Here is a 14,178-nt window from a genome sequence, read left to right on the forward strand (position 1 = left end):
GGGCGGCAGCCTGGTGGAACCAGTAATTACTTGGCCTTCTCGAGGATCTCCACCACGCGCCACCGCTTGGTGGCCGACAGCGGGCGGGTCTCCATGAGACGGACGCGGTCGCCGACGCCACACTCGTTGGCCTCGTCGTGCGCCTTGTAGTTCTTCGTCCGGCGGATCACCTTGTGGTACTTGGCGTGCTTCACGCGGTCCTCGACGGACACGACCACGGTCTTGTCCATCTTGTCGCTCACCACGAGACCCTCAAGGATCTTGCGGCTGTTCCGCTGCCCGGCGGTCTGCTCGGTCTGCTGCTCGGTCATTCGCCCTCCTCCGCGGCGTCCTCGACCGTGACGATGCCGAGCTCGCGCTCCCGCATCACGGTGTAGATGCGGGCGATCTCGCGCTTGACCTCGCGAAGCCGCCCGTGGCTCTCAAGCTGACCGGTCGCGGCCTGGAAGCGGAGGTTGAACAGCTCCTCCTTGGCCTCCTTGAGCTTGGTGACCAGGACGTCCTCGGGTTCGGTCCGCAGGTCGTCGGCGGTAAGACCCTTGGCCATCAGGACTCACCCACCTCTCGCTTCACGATCTTGCACTTCATTGGGAGCTTGTGGATCGCGCGCGTGAGCGCCTCCCGGGCGATCTGCTCGTTCGGGTACGAGATCTCGAACAGCACGCGGCCCGGCTTCACGTTGGCGACCCACCACTCCACGGAGCCCTTACCGGAGCCCATGCGGGTCTCGGCGGGCTTCTTGGTCAGCGGACGGTCCGGGAAGATGTTGATCCACACCTTGCCGCCACGCTTGATGTGCCGGGTCATCGCGATACGCGCGGCCTCGATCTGCCGGTTGGTCACGTACGCGGGCTCGACGGCCTGGATGCCGTACTCCCCGAACGCCACCCTCGTGCCGCCCTTGGCCATGCCGCGGCGCTTCGGGTGGTGCTGCTTGCGGTGCTTGACCTTGCGAGGGATCAGCATCGGTCGTCAGCTCCCCTCACCCTGCGGAGCAGCCTCGGCGGCCGGCGCCTGCTGCTCGGAACTCTGCTGCTGCCTGGGCGCGCGCTCGCCGCGCTCGCCGCCGCCACCGGCGCCGCCGCGGCCACCACGGCCGCCGCGGCCACCGCCACGGCGCTCGCCGCCGCGGCGCTCACGGCCACCGCCGCCGCCCGCGGCGCGCTGCTGCGCGGCCTGCTGCTCGCGCTCGGCGCGCGTCGACGCGGCCTCGCCCTTGTAGATCCACACCTTGACGCCGATGCGGCCGAACGTCGTCCGGGCCTCGTAGAAGCCGTAGTCGATGTCGGCGCGGAGCGTGTGCAGCGGGACCTGGCCCTCGCGGTAGAACTCCGACCGCGACATCTCGGCGCCGCCGAGACGGCCGCCGCACTGCACCTTGATGCCCTTGGCGCCCGACTTCATCGCCGACTGGATCGCCTTGCGCATGGCGCGCCGGAACGCGACGCGGCTGGACAGCTGCTCGGCCACGCCCTGCGCGACGAGCTGCGCGTCGATCTCGGGGTTCTTGACCTCGAGGATGTTCAGCCGCACCTGCTTGCCGGTCAGCTTCTCCAGGTCGCCGCGCAGGCGCTCGGCCTCCGCGCCGCGGCGGCCGATGACGATGCCCGGCCGGGCGGTGTGGATGTTGACCTCGACACGGTCACGGGTCCGCTCGATCTCCACCTTGGAGATGCCCGCCCGGTCCATGCCCTTCTGCAGCATGCGCCGGATCTGGACGTCTTCCTTGACGTAGTCCTTGTAGAGCTTGTCGGCGAACCACACGCTCTTGTGGTCGGTGGTGATACCGAGCCGGAACCCGTGCGGGTTGATCTTCTGACCCACTACCGGGCCCTCCTCGTCTTCTTACCGCCGCCGGACGCGGACGACGCTTCGTCCCGCGACTCCACGACCACGGTGATGTGGCTCGTGCGCTTGTTGATGCGGTAAGCCCGGCCCTGGGCGCGGGGACGGAAACGCTTCAGCGTCGGCCCCTCGTCCACGTACGCCCGGCTGACGACGAGCGTGTCGGTGTCGAGCTTGAAGTTGTGCTCGGCGTTGGCGATGGCGCTCGCCAGCACCTTGCCCACCGGCTCACTCGCAGCCTGGGGGGCGAACCGCAGCACCGCCTGAGCCTCCGCGGCCGGGAGGCCGCGGATGAGGTCCACCACGCGGCGGGCCTTCCTGGGCGTGACGCGGATGAACCGCGCCTGGGCCCTGGCTTCCATCGCTTTCCCTCTCTCTGCTGGCCTGCTCAGCCGCGACGGCTGCGGCGGTCTTCCTTGACATGGCTGCGGAACGTCCGCGTCGGCGCGAACTCGCCGAGCTTGTGCCCCACCATGGAGTCGGTGATGAACACCGGGACGTGCTTGCGGCCGTCGTGCACGGCGATCGTGTGACCGATCATGTCCGGCACGATCATGGAGCGCCGCGACCACGTCTTGATGACGTTCTTGGTGCCCTTCTCGTTCTGGTCGTCCACCTTCTTCATGAGGTGGTCGTCCACGAAGGGGCCCTTCTTAAGGCTACGTGGCATGACGAGCGACTCCTACCGCTTCTTCTTGCTGCGACGACGGACGATCAGCCGGTCGCTCGACTTGTTCGCCTGGCGAGTGCGGCCTTCCTTCTTACCGGCCGGGTTCACCGGGTGCCGGCCACCGGAGGTCTTGCCCTCACCACCACCGTGCGGGTGGTCGATCGGGTTCATGGCCACGCCGCGGACGGTCGGGCGCTTGCCCTTCCACCGCATGCGGCCGGCCTTGCCCCAGTTGATGTTCGACTGCTCGGCGTTGCCGACCTCGCCGACCGTGGCGCGGCAGCGCACGTCCACCATCCGCATCTCGCCGGAGGGCATGCGCAGCGTGGCGTACTTGCCCTCCTTGGCCAGCAACTGGACGCCCGCGCCCGCGCTGCGGGCGATCTTGGCGCCGCCGCCGGGCCGCAGCTCGATGGCGTGGATGACGGTACCGGTCGGGATGTTGCGCAGCGGGAGGCAGTTGCCCGGCTTGATGTCGGCGCTCGGCCCGTTCTCGACCCGGTCGCCCTGCTTCAGCCCGCGCGGGGCGAGGATGTAGCGCTTCTCGCCGTCCACGTAGTGCAGCAGCGCGATGCGGGCGGTGCGGTTCGGGTCGTACTCGATGTGCGCGACCTTCGCCGGGACGCCGTCCTTGTCGTGCCGCCGGAAGTCGATGATCCGGTAGGCGCGCTTGTGCCCGCCGCCCTGGTGCCGGGTGGTGATGCGGCCGTGGTTGTTGCGGCCGCCCTTCTTGGGGAGCGGACGCAGCAGCGACTTCTCGGGCTCGGTGCGCGTGATCTCGACGAAGTCGGCCACGCTGGAGCCGCGACGACCCGGAGTCGTCGGCTTGTAGTTACGGATGCCCATCTTATTCGTTCATCCCTTGTCTGCTTCGGGACCCGGGCCGGTTAGGCCGGGCCGCCGAAGATGTCGATCCGCTCGCCCTCGGCCAGGCTGACGATGGCGCGCTTGGTGTCCTTGCGCTTGCCGTAGCCGAACCGGGTGCGCTTGCGCTTGCCCTGGCGGTTGAGCGTGTTCACGTTCGTCACCTTGACGCCGAACACCGCCTCGACCGCCTGCTTGATCTGGGTCTTGTTGGCGTCCGGGCGGACGACGAACGTGTACTTGTTCTCGTCGAGCAGCCCGTAGCTCTTCTCCGAGACGACCGGCGCGATGATGACGTCGCGGGGGTCGGCGATCTTGTTCATGTGCGACCCTCCTTACTTCTTCGCCGCACGCGAGATGAACTCGTCGTACGCCGCCTTCGTGAAGACGACGTCGTCGTTCACCAGCACGTCGTAGGTGTTGAGCTGGTCGGAGACGAGCACGTGCACGGCGGGCTCGTTGCGCAGGCTCCGCCAGGTCAGCTCGTCCTCGCGGTCGACGACCACGAGAACGCGCTTGGCCTCGGTGACCTCGCGCAGCGCCGCCAGCGCCGTCTTCGTCTTCGGGGTGTCGCCCTCGATGAGGTGGTCGACCACGTGCACCCGGCCGTACCGGGCGCGGTCGGACAGGGCGCCGCGCAGCGCCGCCGCCTTCATCTTCTTGGGCGTCTTCTGCGTGTAGTCGCGCGGCTGGGGGCCGTGCACGGTGCCGCCGCCGGCGAACTGGGGCGCGCGGGTCGAGCCCTGGCGGGCGCGTCCGGTGCCCTTCTGCCGGTACGGCTTGCGGCCGCCGCCGCGCACGTCGCCGCGCGTCTTGGTCGAGTGCGTGCCCTGCCGCGCCGCCGCCTCCTGCGCCACCACGACCTGGTGGATCAGCGGGATGTTGGTCTTCGCGTCGAAGACCTCGGCGGGCAGGTCGATGTCGAGCTTGGAGGTCACTTGCCCGTCCCCTTCGTCGCGTCGCGGACCAGGACCACGCCGCCGTTGGGGCCGGGAACCGCGCCCTTGATCAGCAGCAGGTTCTTCTCGGCGTCGATGGCGTGGACGGTCAGGTTCTGCACGGTGGTACGGGCGTTGCCGTGCCGCCCCGCCATGCGGAGGCCCTTGAAGACGCGACCGGGGGTCGCGCAGCCGCCGATCGAACCCGGCGAGCGGTGCTTGCGCTGGGTGCCGTGCGAGGCGCCGAGGCCCTTGAACCCGTGGCGCTTCATGACACCGGCGGTGCCCTTGCCCTTGCTCGTGCCGGTCACGTCGATCTTCTGGCCGGCCTCGAAGACGTCGGCGGTGATCTCCTGGCCGAGTTCGTACCCGGTGGTGTCGTCGGCGCGCAGTTCGACGAGGTAGCGGCGCGGCGTGACGCCGGCCTTCTCGAAGTGACCCCCGCGCGGCTTGTTCACCTTGCGCGGGTCGATCTGCCCGAACCCGATCTGGACGGCGGTGTAGCCGTCCTTCTCCTGGGTCTTGAGCTGCGTGACGACACACGGCCCGGCCTGGACGACGGTCACCGGGACGATCCGGCCCTCATCGTCGAAGACCTGGGTCATGCCGAGCTTCTCGCCCAGGACGCCCTTCCTCTGCGTACTCATTGTCGGTGCGTCCCTCAGAGCTTGATCTCGATGTCGACGCCGGCCGGAAGGTCGAGCCGCATCAGCGAGTCGACCGTCTTGGGCGTCGGGTCGATGATGTCGATCAACCGCTTGTGCGTGCGCATCTCGAAGTGCTCGCGGCTGTCCTTGTACTTGTGCGGCGAGCGGATGACGCAGTACACGTTCTTCTCGGTCGGCAGCGGCACCGGGCCCGCGACCTTGGCGCCCGTCCGCGTCACCGTCTCTACGATCTTCTTCGCGGAGGTGTCGATGACCTCGTGGTCGTAGGCCTTGAGCCGGATGCGGATCTTCTGTCCCGCCATGGTGGCCTCGGTGTCCTTTGCTGTAGTGAGTAATTTTCCTCCTCGGTCGTTCGACCGTTTCGGCCTCTGCCGAACGCCGGAGGAAAACCACTCAAGTGCCGCTGTTTTTACGTCGGGGTCATAGAGCGGCGGCCCTGCCTTGGCGGCCGGGCCGCCGCTGCTACGACGGGGTGTTACTTGATGACCTTGGTGACGCGACCGGAGCCGACCGTCCGGCCACCCTCGCGGATGGCGAACTTCAGGCCCTCCTCCATGGCGACGGGCTGGATCAGCTCGACGCGCATCTCGGTGTTGTCGCTCGGCATGACCATCTCGGTGCCCTCGGGGAGGTGCACCACGCCGGTCACGTCCGTGGTCCGGAAGTAGAACTGCGGACGGTAGTTGTTGAAGAACGGCGTGTGGCGGCCGCCCTCGTCCTTGGACAGGATGTAGACCTGCGCCTCGAACTCGGTGTGCGGGGTGGTGGTGCCCGGCTTGATGACACACTGGCCGCGCTCCACCTCCTCGCGCTTGACGCCGCGCAGGAGCAGGCCGACGTTGTCGCCCGCCTGGCCCTGGTCGAGGAGCTTGCGGAACATCTCGACGCCGGTGACGGTCGTCGTGGTCTTCTCGTTCTTGATGCCGATGATGTCGACGGTCTCGTTGACGTTCACGACACCGCGCTCGACGCGGCCGGTCACGACGGTGCCGCGGCCGGTGATCGAGAAGACGTCCTCGATCGGCATCAGGAACGGCTTGTCGACGTCACGCACCGGCTCCGGCACGTTCTCGTCGACGGCGTCCATGAGCTCACCGATGGACGCGGACCACTTCTCGTCGCCCTGCAGCGCCTGGAAGGCGGAGACGCGGATGACCGGCAGGTCGTCGCCCGGGAACTCGTACTCGGTGAGCAGCTCGCGGACCTCGAGCTCGACGAGCTCCAGGATCTCCTCGTCGTCCACCATGTCGCACTTGTTCAGCGCGACCACGATGTAGGGCACGCCGACCTGGCGGGCCAGGAGCACGTGCTCCTTGGTCTGCGGCATCGGGCCGTCGGTGGCGGCGACCACCAGGATGGCGCCGTCCATCTGCGCCGCACCGGTGATCATGTTCTTGATGTAGTCCGCGTGACCCGGGCAGTCCACGTGCGCGTAGTGCCGGGCCTCGGTCTGGTACTCGACGTGCGCGATGGAGATGGTGATGCCGCGCTCGCGCTCCTCCGGCGCCTTGTCGATCTCGTCGAACGGCGTGAAGGGGTTGAGGTCCGGGTACTTGTCGTGGAGCACCTTGGTGATCGCCGCGGTAAGCGTCGTCTTACCGTGGTCGATGTGTCCAATGGTGCCGATGTTCACGTGCGGCTTCGTCCGCTCGAACTTGGCCTTCGCCACTGGTTGCTCCTTGCTTGCGCTCCTCGGCCGTCCTCGACGACCGTTTCGATGTGCGTTCTGGTGATCTGTGTTGGGGCAGGCCGGGTCTACTCGCCCCGTGCCTTGGCGATGATCTCCTGCGCGACGTTCGACGGAACCTCGGCGTAGGAGTCGAACTGCATCGTGAAGACAGCCCGGCCCTGGGTCTTGCTGCGCAGATCACCCACGTAGCCGAACATCTCGGACAGCGGCACCAGCGCCTTGATGACGCGCATGCCGTGCCGCTCGTCCATGGACTGGACCTGACCTCGGCGGCTGTTGAGGTCGCCGATCACGTCGCCCATGTTGTCCTCGGGCGTGGTGACCTCGACCGCCATCATCGGCTCCAGCAGCGTGGGGGACGCCTTGCGGGCGGCCTCCTTGAACGCCATGGAACCGGCGACCTTGAACGCCATCTCCGAGGAGTCGACCTCGTGGTAGGCGCCGTCCTGAAGGGTGACCTTGACGCCGACCATCGGGTAGCCGGCGAGGACACCGAACTCGGCGGCCTCCTGGCAGCCCGCGTCGACCGACGGGATGTACTCCCGCGGGATGCGGCCACCGGTGACCTTGTTCTCGAACTCGTAGCCGTCCGACCCGCCGCCGAGCGGCTCCAGGTCGATGATCACGCGGCCGAACTGGCCGGAGCCACCCGTCTGCTTCTTGTGGGTGTACTCGACCTTCTCGACCTTGCGGGTGATCGTCTCCCGGTAGGCCACCTGCGGCTTGCCGACGTTGGCGTCGACCTTGAACTCGCGCTTCATCCGGTCGACGAGGATCTCCAGGTGGAGCTCGCCCATGCCGGAGATCACGGTCTGGCCGGTGTCCTCGTCGGTGCGGACCGTGAAGGACGGGTCCTCCTCGGCGAGCCGCTGGATCGCGGTGCCCAGCTTCTGCTGGTCGGCCTTCGTCTTCGGCTCGATCGCGACGTGGATGACCGGCGCCGGGAAGTTCATCGACTCCAGCACGATCGGGTTCTTGTCGTCGCACAGCGTCTCGCCGGTGGTGGTCTGCTTGAGACCCATCACCGCGACGATGTCACCGGCGCCCGCGCGCTCGATCTCGGTGCGCTTGTTGGCGTGCATCCGGTAGATCTTGCCGATGCGCTCCTTGCGCTCCTTGACGGAGTTCATCACGTTCGCGCCGGACTCCATGACGCCGGAGTAGACGCGCACGAAGGTGAGCTTGCCCAGGTGCGGGTCGCTCATGATCTTGAACGCGAGCGCGGAGAACGGCTCGTCCTCGCTCGGCTTGCGGGCGAGCGCCTTCTCCTCGTCCCGGACGGCGTGGCCCTCGATCGCCTCGACGTCCAGCGGGGAGGGCAGGTAGCGGACGATCGCGTCCAGCAGCGGCTGCACGCCCTTGTTCTTGAAGGCCGTGCCGCACAGCACCGGGGTGAGCTTCGCGGCGATCGTCGCGCGGCGGATGCCCGCGTAGAGCTGCTCGACCGTGGGCTCCTCGCCCTCCAGGTACAGCTCCATGATGTCGTCGTCGTTCTCGGCGAGCGTCTCGACCATCTTGTCGTGGTACTCGCGGGCCGTCTCGACGTGCGTGTCGGGGATGTCGACGACGTCGTACATCTCGCCGAGCTTGGCCTCTTCGTTCCAGACGAGGGCCTTCATCGTCACGAGGTCGATGACGCCCTTGAAGTCGGCCTCGGCGCCGATCGGCAGCTGCAGCGCGAGCGGGGTCGCGTTGAGACGGTTCTCGATCATGTCGACGCAGCGGTGGAACTCCGCGCCGACCCGGTCGAGCTTGTTGACGAAGCACATGCGGGGGACGCCGTACCGGTCGGCCTGACGCCACACGGTCTCGGACTGCGGCTCCACGCCGGCGACACCGTCGAACACCGCGACCGCACCGTCGAGCACCCGCAGGTTGCGCTCCACCTCGACGGTGAAGTCGACGTGCCCCGGGGTGTCGATGATGTTGATGGTGTGCTTGACGTCGTCGACGGGCCACTCGCAGGTGGTGGCGGCGGAGGTGATGGTGATCCCCCGCTCCTGCTCCTGCTCCATCCAGTCCATGGTGGCGGCGCCGTCGTGGACCTCGCCGATCTTGTAGCTCATCCCCGTGTAGTAGAGGATGCGCTCGGTCGTCGTGGTCTTGCCCGCGTCGATATGGGCCATGATCCCGATGTTGCGGACCTTGGCCAGGTCTACACCGGTTTTGGTAGCCACTGTCGTCCTTCGCGTCGTCTCGTCGTTGCTGTGCGCCGGGGTTACCAGCGGTAGTGGGCGAAGGCCTTGTTCGACTCCGCCATCTTGTGGGTGTCCTCCCGCTTCTTGACGGAAGCGCCGAGGCCGTTGCTCGCGTCGAGCAGCTCGTTCATCAGCCGCTCGGTCATCGTCTTCTCGCGCCGCTGCCGGGCGTACAGCACCAGCCAGCGCAGGGCGAGGGTGGTGCTGCGGGCCGGCCGCACCTCGACGGGGACCTGGTAGGTCGCGCCGCCGACACGGCGGCTGCGGACCTCGAGGGTCGGCTTGACGTTGTCGAGGGCGCGCTTCAGCGTGACGACCGGGTCGTTGCCGGTCTTCTCGCGGGCGCCTTCCAGAGCGTCGTAGACGATGCTCTGCGCGATCGAGCGCTTGCCGTCCAGGAGGACCTTGTTGATGAGCGCGGTGACCAGCGGCGAGTTGTACACCGGGTCAGTGATGAGCTGGCGCTTGCCAGCGGGGCCCTTACGCGGCATCAGCCCTTCTCCTTCTTCGCGCCGTAGTGGCTGCGGCCCTGCTTGCGGTTCCGGACGCCCTGGGTGTCCAGCGTGCCGCGAATGATCTTGTACCGGACGCCGGGAAGGTCCTTCACACGGCCGCCGCGGACGAGCACGATCGAGTGCTCCTGCAGGTTGTGGCCGACGCCGGGGATGTAGGCCGTGACCTCGATCCCGCTCGACAGCCGGACGCGGGCGACCTTGCGGAGCGCCGAGTTCGGCTTCTTGGGCGTCGTCGTGTAGACGCGCGTGCAGACACCCCGGCGCTGGGGGCTGCCCTTGAGCGCGGGCGTCTTGTTCTTGGTCACCTTGTCCTGGCGGCCCTTGCGGACCAGCTGCTGGATCGTGGGCACCGCGTCTCCGTCTTCCTCGTACCGAGCCGGTAAGTCCTATTGCTGCAATCACCACCTCAGGCGAGGCTGTGACCTGCCGGTTTCCCGACCTCTCCGACCCACGCGGTCGGGCGTGTCGCCGCCACACGGAAATACAGCCGCGCGAAACCGACACAGACCGCCCGGCCCGTTTGTGGGGCCGAATCAAGCCGGGGAGCGAGCCTCTACCATCCGGCACCACCGGGCGGCACTGACACCACCAAGCCCACCGAGGATGAGAGAGCCTCATGTGATGCGGCGCTGGGGCTGGCCTCCCGGCCTCTCCGACGCGCACGCACAGCGGCCCGCAGAGCGGGCACAAGTGAAGAGGTTACCGAGCGCCGCGCGAAAGTGCAAAGTGAGCGCGCACTACCGTGAGCCCACCCTCAGACGCAAGCCCGGCAGGGTTCATTCGGTTGTGGGGAGCCTTCTCCCCGTAGCTGTAAACGGCCGAATGCCGACGGGTGTTCCCGGCTCCGGCGTCGAGCCGGAGGGGCACCCGTCGGCATTGTGACCCAGGTGAGGGCCGTTGGGGAAGACGTGGACGAGGTTTTACCTTCGTCTCGATCGTCCGCCTTGCCGGTGGGCCGTCCTATCGGAGGAAGGCGAGGTAGACCACGGCGAGGAGCACCACGAGGGCGACGACGCCGCCGACGACGAACAGGAGCGTGTTCTTACCGCCCTTGCGTTCACCGGTGCCCGCGCCCGCGCCGTAGCCGGGCTGCTGGCCGTACTGGCCGGGTTGCTGCTGCCCGTACTGCCCAGGCTGCTGCTGCCCGTACTGGCCCGGCTGGCCGTACTGCTGCTGCCCGTACCCCTGCTGCTGCCCGTAGGGCTGCTGGGGCTGCTGGGGCTGATGGCCGTACCCCTGCTGTTGCTGCTGCTCACCGTACTGGCCGGGTTGCTGCTGGCCGTAGGGCTGCTGTTGCTGGGGCTGCTGCTGCGGGGCCTGCTGGCCCCACTGCTGCTGGCCGATGTCCATCCGGGTGTGGTCGGCCAGGCCCTGCGGCTCGGCGGGCTGGGCACCCTGGGCGCCGGGGTTGAACACCTCGGTCGCGGGCGCCTCCTCCGGACCGCTCTCGCTGTGGGGACGGTACGGGTCCTCCTGCGGGGCGGACGGCTGCGCGGGGGCGCCGAAGCCGGAGTCGGGCGGCGGGACCATCATCGTCCGCTCGGCGTCCAGACCCTGCTGGCCGGGCTGCCCCTGCTGGCCGGGCTGGGGCGGCTGGACGCCGCCGGGCTGGGACGACTCCGGCGACCACGGCTCGGGCGTGGATGGCGGCGTCGGCGCCTGCCACGGCTCGGCCGGGGGCTCCTGCTTGCGCTCGGGTCCGGTGGCGACCGGGATGTCGGTGCCGGGCGACCAGTGCAGCGTCGCCTGGTCGTCGATCACGGGCCGCGGCGGCGCGGGCTCCGGCGCCTCGGACGACGGCCCGGGGACGATCATCGTGCGGTCGGTCAGGGAGTCCTGCGGCGGCTCGCCCTGCGGCGGCTGCTGGCCGAACTGCGGCAGCGGCTCCTGGGCCGTCTCCTGGGGCGTGCCGTGCACCGGCTGCTGCGGATAGGCGGGCGGCTGCTGCCCGTAGGGCTGCTCAGGTGGCTGCGGCGGCTGCTGGCCGTACGGCGGCGGTTCCGGCGGCTGCCCGAAGCCGGGCTGAGGCTGGCCGTACTGCTGCTGCTCCTGCGGCGGAGGGAACCCGCCGGGCCCGGGGGCCGCGCCGTAGGGCATCTGCCCCGCGGGCGGCTGGCCGTACGGGGCCTGCCGCTCCTGCGGGCCGCCGAACGGGGACGGGGGCGGCGGCGGGGGCTGCTCGCCGAACTGCTGGATGGGCTGCTCGACCATCGTCGGAGGCGGCGGCGGCGGACGCTCCTCCTCGCGGGGCTCCTGCGGCGCCTGCTGCGCGGGCGGCTCGGGCTGCTGGGGAGGCGGCGCGGGCTGGGCCGCTCCGGCCCCGCCGAGCTGCGGCGCCCCGAACACCACGGTGCGGTCTCCGAGCGGCCGGGCGGGCGGCTCCTGCGCGTCCGGCGGCGTGGGCTGACCCTCGTCCTCCGGCAACGGCCGCTGCGGTCCCTGCGTGCCGTCGTTCTCGGTCATCGTCGGGCTCCTTCAGCGGTCTTGCCGTCGGTGGGCGTTCTGGCCCCCAGCCTGCCCCGATCGCCCGTGGTATCGCAAATCACCACCCTGGATAGACGCCGGACGCCCCCGGACCGTTCCTGCCTGGGGACGTCCGGCGCCCGCGTTATGTCAGGAATGCCCGAGGATCGGGTGCGGCTGGTACGGCGCCTCCAGCCGCGCGACCTCCTTCTCGTCCAGTTCCAGGCGCTCGGCGGCGATGGCGTCCTGCAGATGAGTGAGTTTCGTCGCGCCGAAAATGGGCGCGGTCACCCCGGGACGGCCGAGCAGCCACGCGAGCGCGATCTGCGCCGCCGGGACGCCCCGCTCCCCCGCGACCTCCCGGACCACGTCGACGACATCGAAATCATCATCCGTGTAGAGGCTGTCGCCGTAGGCGTCGTTCTGGGACCGGACGGTCTTGCGTTCCCCACCGCGCTCCCGGTTCCCGGCCAACATCCCGCGGGCCAGCGGGCTCCACGGGATGAGACCCACGCCCTGGTCGAGGCACAGCGGGATCATCTCCCGCTCCTCTTCGCGGTAGATGAGGTTGTAGTGGTTCTGCATGGTGACGAATCTCGTCCAGCCGTGCGTGTCGGCGACGTGCTGCGCCTTGGCGAACTGCCACGCGAACATGCTGGACGCGCCTATGTACCGGGCCTTGCCCGCTTTCACTACGTCGTGCAGGGCCTCCATGGTTTCTTCAATGGGCGTCCCGTAGTCCCATCGGTGGATCTGGTAGAGGTCGACATGGTCGACGCCGAGCCGCCGCAGGGAATCGTCGATGCTCGCCATGATGTGCTTGCGCGACAGCCCTCGGTCGTTCGGCCCCGGCCCCATGGGGAGGCAGACCTTGGTGGCCAGGACGTAGTCGTCCCGCTGGGCGAAGAACTTCGGGAGCAGATGCCCGGTCAGTTCTTCGCTCGTGCCTTCCGCGTACACGTCGGCGGTGTCGAAGAAAGTCACGCCCGCTTCCACGGCCTGCCGGACGATGGGCTCCGCGTTCTCCTCGTCCAGGATCCACGCCCGCTTGGACGGGTCTCCGTAGCTCATCATCCCGAGGCAGATGCGGGAGACCTTCGTTCCCGTCGTGCCGAGACGTACCTGTTCCATGAACGGCTCCTTTCACCGCTCTCCACGGTGCAACGACACACCGGCGATCACCAACCCGATTCCCGCGAGTTCGACGGGCACCGGCACCTGCCGCAGGACGACCAGCCCGACAACGGTCGCTGTGGCGGGCAGCAGAGCGACCATCAGCGCGGCTTAGCCAGCCCTGATCGCAGAGCCGCGGCGAACGAGCCGCTGAACCGTGAAATTCGACGGGTCTCAGGCCGCACGTGGAACGAAGGACACCTCAAGGGTCGCGTCGAGCGCATGGGCCAGCCGGTCGAGGACCCGGATCGTCGGTTCTGCTCCGCCCGCTTCCAACCGGGACAGCTGTGATTGGGTCATCCCGCTACGGCGCGCCAACTCGACCTGCGTCAGGCCGAGCTCCAGCCGCCGCTCCCGGACCGCCTTGCCCAGCTCATAGGCGTATCGGGCCGCCTGGTACTCCTCGCTGCTGCGATCCTCATCCGTGATCACCAATCTGGAGTGTTCGTCGCTCATGCCCAGCTCCGACGTCTCATTGACCGCCTTGATCGCTGCGATCGTAGATCTCAAGCGCCGCGCAATGCTCTGCCTCGCACAGCTTCTTGGCCCGTTTCGCCCGGTCGACCTCCGCCGCCTCGACAGCACGCGTCTTGCGGAAAACCGTCAGCATCACTACTCGCCGACCGGGCGCCAGCCAGTACGTGATGCGGGTCGCCTGCCTCCCCAAGTAGAAGCGCAGCTCCCGGACACCCTCGCCGAGGTAGCGGGAGTACGGTTCCCCTAACGTCTCCGCACTGTCCGCTAACAAATCGGCATAGAACATGACGTGCCGGTACTCGCCTAGCGACAACTCGTTCAGCCAAGCCCGTACCTCGGGTTCCACCTCGATCTCGAATCTGCACGACATAGCACCAACGCTATATTCATTTGATGCTATCAGGTCGAGGATTCGACGAGAAGGTGGACGGCCGCGCCGGCCTTGCCGACCTGGGGCGGCGCGTGGCGCTGTCCGCGCCCGCCGTCGCCGAGCGCGTCCAGAGCCTCGCGGCTTGACATCGCACCACCTGAGATGCTCTCACCCCTCTCCACGGTGCAACGACACACCGGCGATCACCAACCCGATTCCCGCGAGTTCGACGGGCACCGGCACCTGCCGCAGGACGACCAGCCCGACAACGGTCGCTGTGGCGGGCAGCAGAGCGACCATCAGCGCG

General features: G+C 68.5%; 21 protein-coding genes. 1 reads left to right on the forward strand and 20 read right to left on the reverse strand.

Going from position 1 to position 14,178, the window contains the following annotated elements:
* Positions 1-26: 26 nt before the first annotated feature.
* The 20 genes from rpsQ to E1264_RS02410 form a co-directional block, all read right to left on the reverse strand.
* Positions 27-311: a 30S ribosomal protein S17 gene (gene rpsQ, locus E1264_RS02315; RefSeq protein ID WP_132169041.1), complete on the reverse strand. Its 285-nt coding sequence runs from the start codon at positions 309-311 to the stop codon at positions 27-29.
* A complete protein-coding gene (gene rpmC / locus E1264_RS02320) occupies positions 308-547 on the reverse strand; it encodes a 50S ribosomal protein L29 (protein WP_132169043.1) in 240 nt (79 codons plus the stop codon). The genes rpsQ and rpmC overlap by 4 nt, the downstream gene beginning before the upstream one ends.
* Positions 547-966, reverse strand: a complete 420-nt coding sequence (rplP, locus tag E1264_RS02325; RefSeq protein WP_121433533.1) for a 50S ribosomal protein L16 — start codon at positions 964-966, stop codon at positions 547-549. The genes rpmC and rplP overlap by 1 nt, the downstream gene beginning before the upstream one ends.
* Positions 967-972: 6 nt before the next feature.
* Positions 973-1,824, reverse strand: a complete 852-nt coding sequence (gene rpsC, locus E1264_RS02330; RefSeq protein ID WP_132169045.1) for a 30S ribosomal protein S3 — start codon at positions 1,822-1,824, stop codon at positions 973-975.
* On the reverse strand, positions 1,824-2,207 hold the full coding sequence (rplV, locus tag E1264_RS02335; protein WP_131963169.1) for a 50S ribosomal protein L22: 384 nt from the start codon (positions 2,205-2,207) through the stop codon (positions 1,824-1,826). Before rplV ends, rpsC begins: the two co-directional genes overlap by 1 nt.
* Before the next feature lie 26 nt (positions 2,208-2,233).
* A complete protein-coding gene (gene rpsS / locus E1264_RS02340; protein WP_131963170.1) occupies positions 2,234-2,515 on the reverse strand; it encodes a 30S ribosomal protein S19 in 282 nt (93 codons plus the stop codon).
* Between the two features lie 12 nt (positions 2,516-2,527).
* The gene (gene rplB, locus E1264_RS02345; protein ID WP_131963171.1) at positions 2,528-3,361 is read right to left on the reverse strand and encodes a 50S ribosomal protein L2; all 834 of its coding nucleotides are present in this window, start codon (positions 3,359-3,361) and stop codon (positions 2,528-2,530) included.
* A 41-nt stretch (positions 3,362-3,402) separates the two neighbouring features.
* The gene (rplW, locus tag E1264_RS02350; RefSeq protein WP_132169047.1) at positions 3,403-3,702 is read right to left on the reverse strand and encodes a 50S ribosomal protein L23; all 300 of its coding nucleotides are present in this window, start codon (positions 3,700-3,702) and stop codon (positions 3,403-3,405) included.
* 12 nt (positions 3,703-3,714) lie between these two features.
* Positions 3,715-4,317, reverse strand: a complete 603-nt coding sequence (gene rplD / locus E1264_RS02355; RefSeq protein WP_132169049.1) for a 50S ribosomal protein L4 — start codon at positions 4,315-4,317, stop codon at positions 3,715-3,717.
* Entirely contained in the window at positions 4,314-4,964 is a 651-nt protein-coding gene (rplC, locus tag E1264_RS02360) for a 50S ribosomal protein L3 (RefSeq protein WP_132169051.1), read from the reverse strand. The genes rplD and rplC overlap by 4 nt, the downstream gene beginning before the upstream one ends.
* Before the next feature lie 14 nt (positions 4,965-4,978).
* Positions 4,979-5,287: a 30S ribosomal protein S10 gene (gene rpsJ, locus E1264_RS02365; protein ID WP_018657599.1), complete on the reverse strand. Its 309-nt coding sequence runs from the start codon at positions 5,285-5,287 to the stop codon at positions 4,979-4,981.
* 173 nt (positions 5,288-5,460) lie between these two features.
* The gene (gene tuf, locus E1264_RS02370) at positions 5,461-6,654 is read right to left on the reverse strand and encodes an elongation factor Tu (protein WP_132169053.1); all 1,194 of its coding nucleotides are present in this window, start codon (positions 6,652-6,654) and stop codon (positions 5,461-5,463) included.
* Positions 6,655-6,740: 86 nt separating this feature from the next.
* Positions 6,741-8,852, reverse strand: a complete 2,112-nt coding sequence (fusA, locus tag E1264_RS02375) for an elongation factor G (protein WP_132169055.1) — start codon at positions 8,850-8,852, stop codon at positions 6,741-6,743.
* 41 nt (positions 8,853-8,893) lie between these two features.
* Positions 8,894-9,364: a 30S ribosomal protein S7 gene (gene rpsG / locus E1264_RS02380; RefSeq protein WP_132169057.1), complete on the reverse strand. Its 471-nt coding sequence runs from the start codon at positions 9,362-9,364 to the stop codon at positions 8,894-8,896.
* Positions 9,364-9,738, reverse strand: a complete 375-nt coding sequence (gene rpsL / locus E1264_RS02385) for a 30S ribosomal protein S12 (RefSeq protein ID WP_067889275.1) — start codon at positions 9,736-9,738, stop codon at positions 9,364-9,366. The genes rpsG and rpsL overlap by 1 nt, the downstream gene beginning before the upstream one ends.
* Before the next feature lie 610 nt (positions 9,739-10,348).
* A complete protein-coding gene (locus tag E1264_RS42935) occupies positions 10,349-11,851 on the reverse strand; it encodes a hypothetical protein (RefSeq protein ID WP_165963919.1) in 1,503 nt (500 codons plus the stop codon).
* A 150-nt stretch (positions 11,852-12,001) separates the two neighbouring features.
* Positions 12,002-12,982, reverse strand: coding sequence for an aldo/keto reductase (locus E1264_RS02395; protein ID WP_132169061.1), 981 nt, complete (start codon positions 12,980-12,982; stop codon positions 12,002-12,004).
* A gap of 12 nt (positions 12,983-12,994) precedes the next feature.
* A complete protein-coding gene (locus E1264_RS45830; protein WP_279489578.1) occupies positions 12,995-13,126 on the reverse strand; it encodes a hypothetical protein in 132 nt (43 codons plus the stop codon).
* A gap of 72 nt (positions 13,127-13,198) precedes the next feature.
* A complete protein-coding gene (locus tag E1264_RS02405; protein ID WP_132169063.1) occupies positions 13,199-13,480 on the reverse strand; it encodes a helix-turn-helix transcriptional regulator in 282 nt (93 codons plus the stop codon).
* A 16-nt stretch (positions 13,481-13,496) separates the two neighbouring features.
* The gene (locus E1264_RS02410) at positions 13,497-13,871 is read right to left on the reverse strand and encodes a type II toxin-antitoxin system RelE/ParE family toxin (protein WP_132169065.1); all 375 of its coding nucleotides are present in this window, start codon (positions 13,869-13,871) and stop codon (positions 13,497-13,499) included.
* A gap of 23 nt (positions 13,872-13,894) precedes the next feature.
* On the opposite strand from E1264_RS02410, the gene E1264_RS02415 reads away from it, so the two are divergent.
* The gene (locus E1264_RS02415) at positions 13,895-14,017 is read left to right on the forward strand and encodes an AsnC family protein (protein ID WP_132169067.1); all 123 of its coding nucleotides are present in this window, start codon (positions 13,895-13,897) and stop codon (positions 14,015-14,017) included.
* Positions 14,018-14,178: the final 161 nt, after the last annotated feature.

This window comes from Actinomadura sp. KC216 (assembly GCF_004348535.1).
Lineage (GTDB): Bacteria > Actinomycetota > Actinomycetes > Streptosporangiales > Streptosporangiaceae > Spirillospora.

Coding starts and splice junctions, on each gene's coding strand:
- rpsQ (WP_132169041.1), bottom strand. CDS start 311: ATGACCGAGCAGCAGACCGAGCAGACCGCCGGGCAGCGGAACAGCCGC.
- rpmC (WP_132169043.1), bottom strand. CDS start 547: ATGGCCAAGGGTCTTACCGCCGACGACCTGCGGACCGAACCCGAGGAC.
- rplP (WP_121433533.1), bottom strand. CDS start 966: ATGCTGATCCCTCGCAAGGTCAAGCACCGCAAGCAGCACCACCCGAAG.
- rplV (WP_131963169.1), bottom strand. CDS start 2,207: ATGGAAGCCAGGGCCCAGGCGCGGTTCATCCGCGTCACGCCCAGGAAG.
- rpsS (WP_131963170.1), bottom strand. CDS start 2,515: ATGCCACGTAGCCTTAAGAAGGGCCCCTTCGTGGACGACCACCTCATG.
- rplB (WP_131963171.1), bottom strand. CDS start 3,361: ATGGGCATCCGTAACTACAAGCCGACGACTCCGGGTCGTCGCGGCTCC.
- rplW (WP_132169047.1), bottom strand. CDS start 3,702: ATGAACAAGATCGCCGACCCCCGCGACGTCATCATCGCGCCGGTCGTC.
- rplC (WP_132169051.1), bottom strand. CDS start 4,964: ATGAGTACGCAGAGGAAGGGCGTCCTGGGCGAGAAGCTCGGCATGACC.
- rpsJ (WP_018657599.1), bottom strand. CDS start 5,287: ATGGCGGGACAGAAGATCCGCATCCGGCTCAAGGCCTACGACCACGAG.
- rpsG (WP_132169057.1), bottom strand. CDS start 9,364: ATGCCGCGTAAGGGCCCCGCTGGCAAGCGCCAGCTCATCACTGACCCG.
- E1264_RS42935 (WP_165963919.1), bottom strand. CDS start 11,851: ATGACCGAGAACGACGGCACGCAGGGACCGCAGCGGCCGTTGCCGGAG.
- E1264_RS02395 (WP_132169061.1), bottom strand. CDS start 12,982: ATGGAACAGGTACGTCTCGGCACGACGGGAACGAAGGTCTCCCGCATC.
- E1264_RS45830 (WP_279489578.1), bottom strand. CDS start 13,126: ATGGTCGCTCTGCTGCCCGCCACAGCGACCGTTGTCGGGCTGGTCGTC.
- E1264_RS02405 (WP_132169063.1), bottom strand. CDS start 13,480: ATGAGCGACGAACACTCCAGATTGGTGATCACGGATGAGGATCGCAGC.
- E1264_RS02410 (WP_132169065.1), bottom strand. CDS start 13,871: ATGTCGTGCAGATTCGAGATCGAGGTGGAACCCGAGGTACGGGCTTGG.
- E1264_RS02415 (WP_132169067.1), top strand. CDS start 13,895: ATGCTATCAGGTCGAGGATTCGACGAGAAGGTGGACGGCCGCGCCGGC.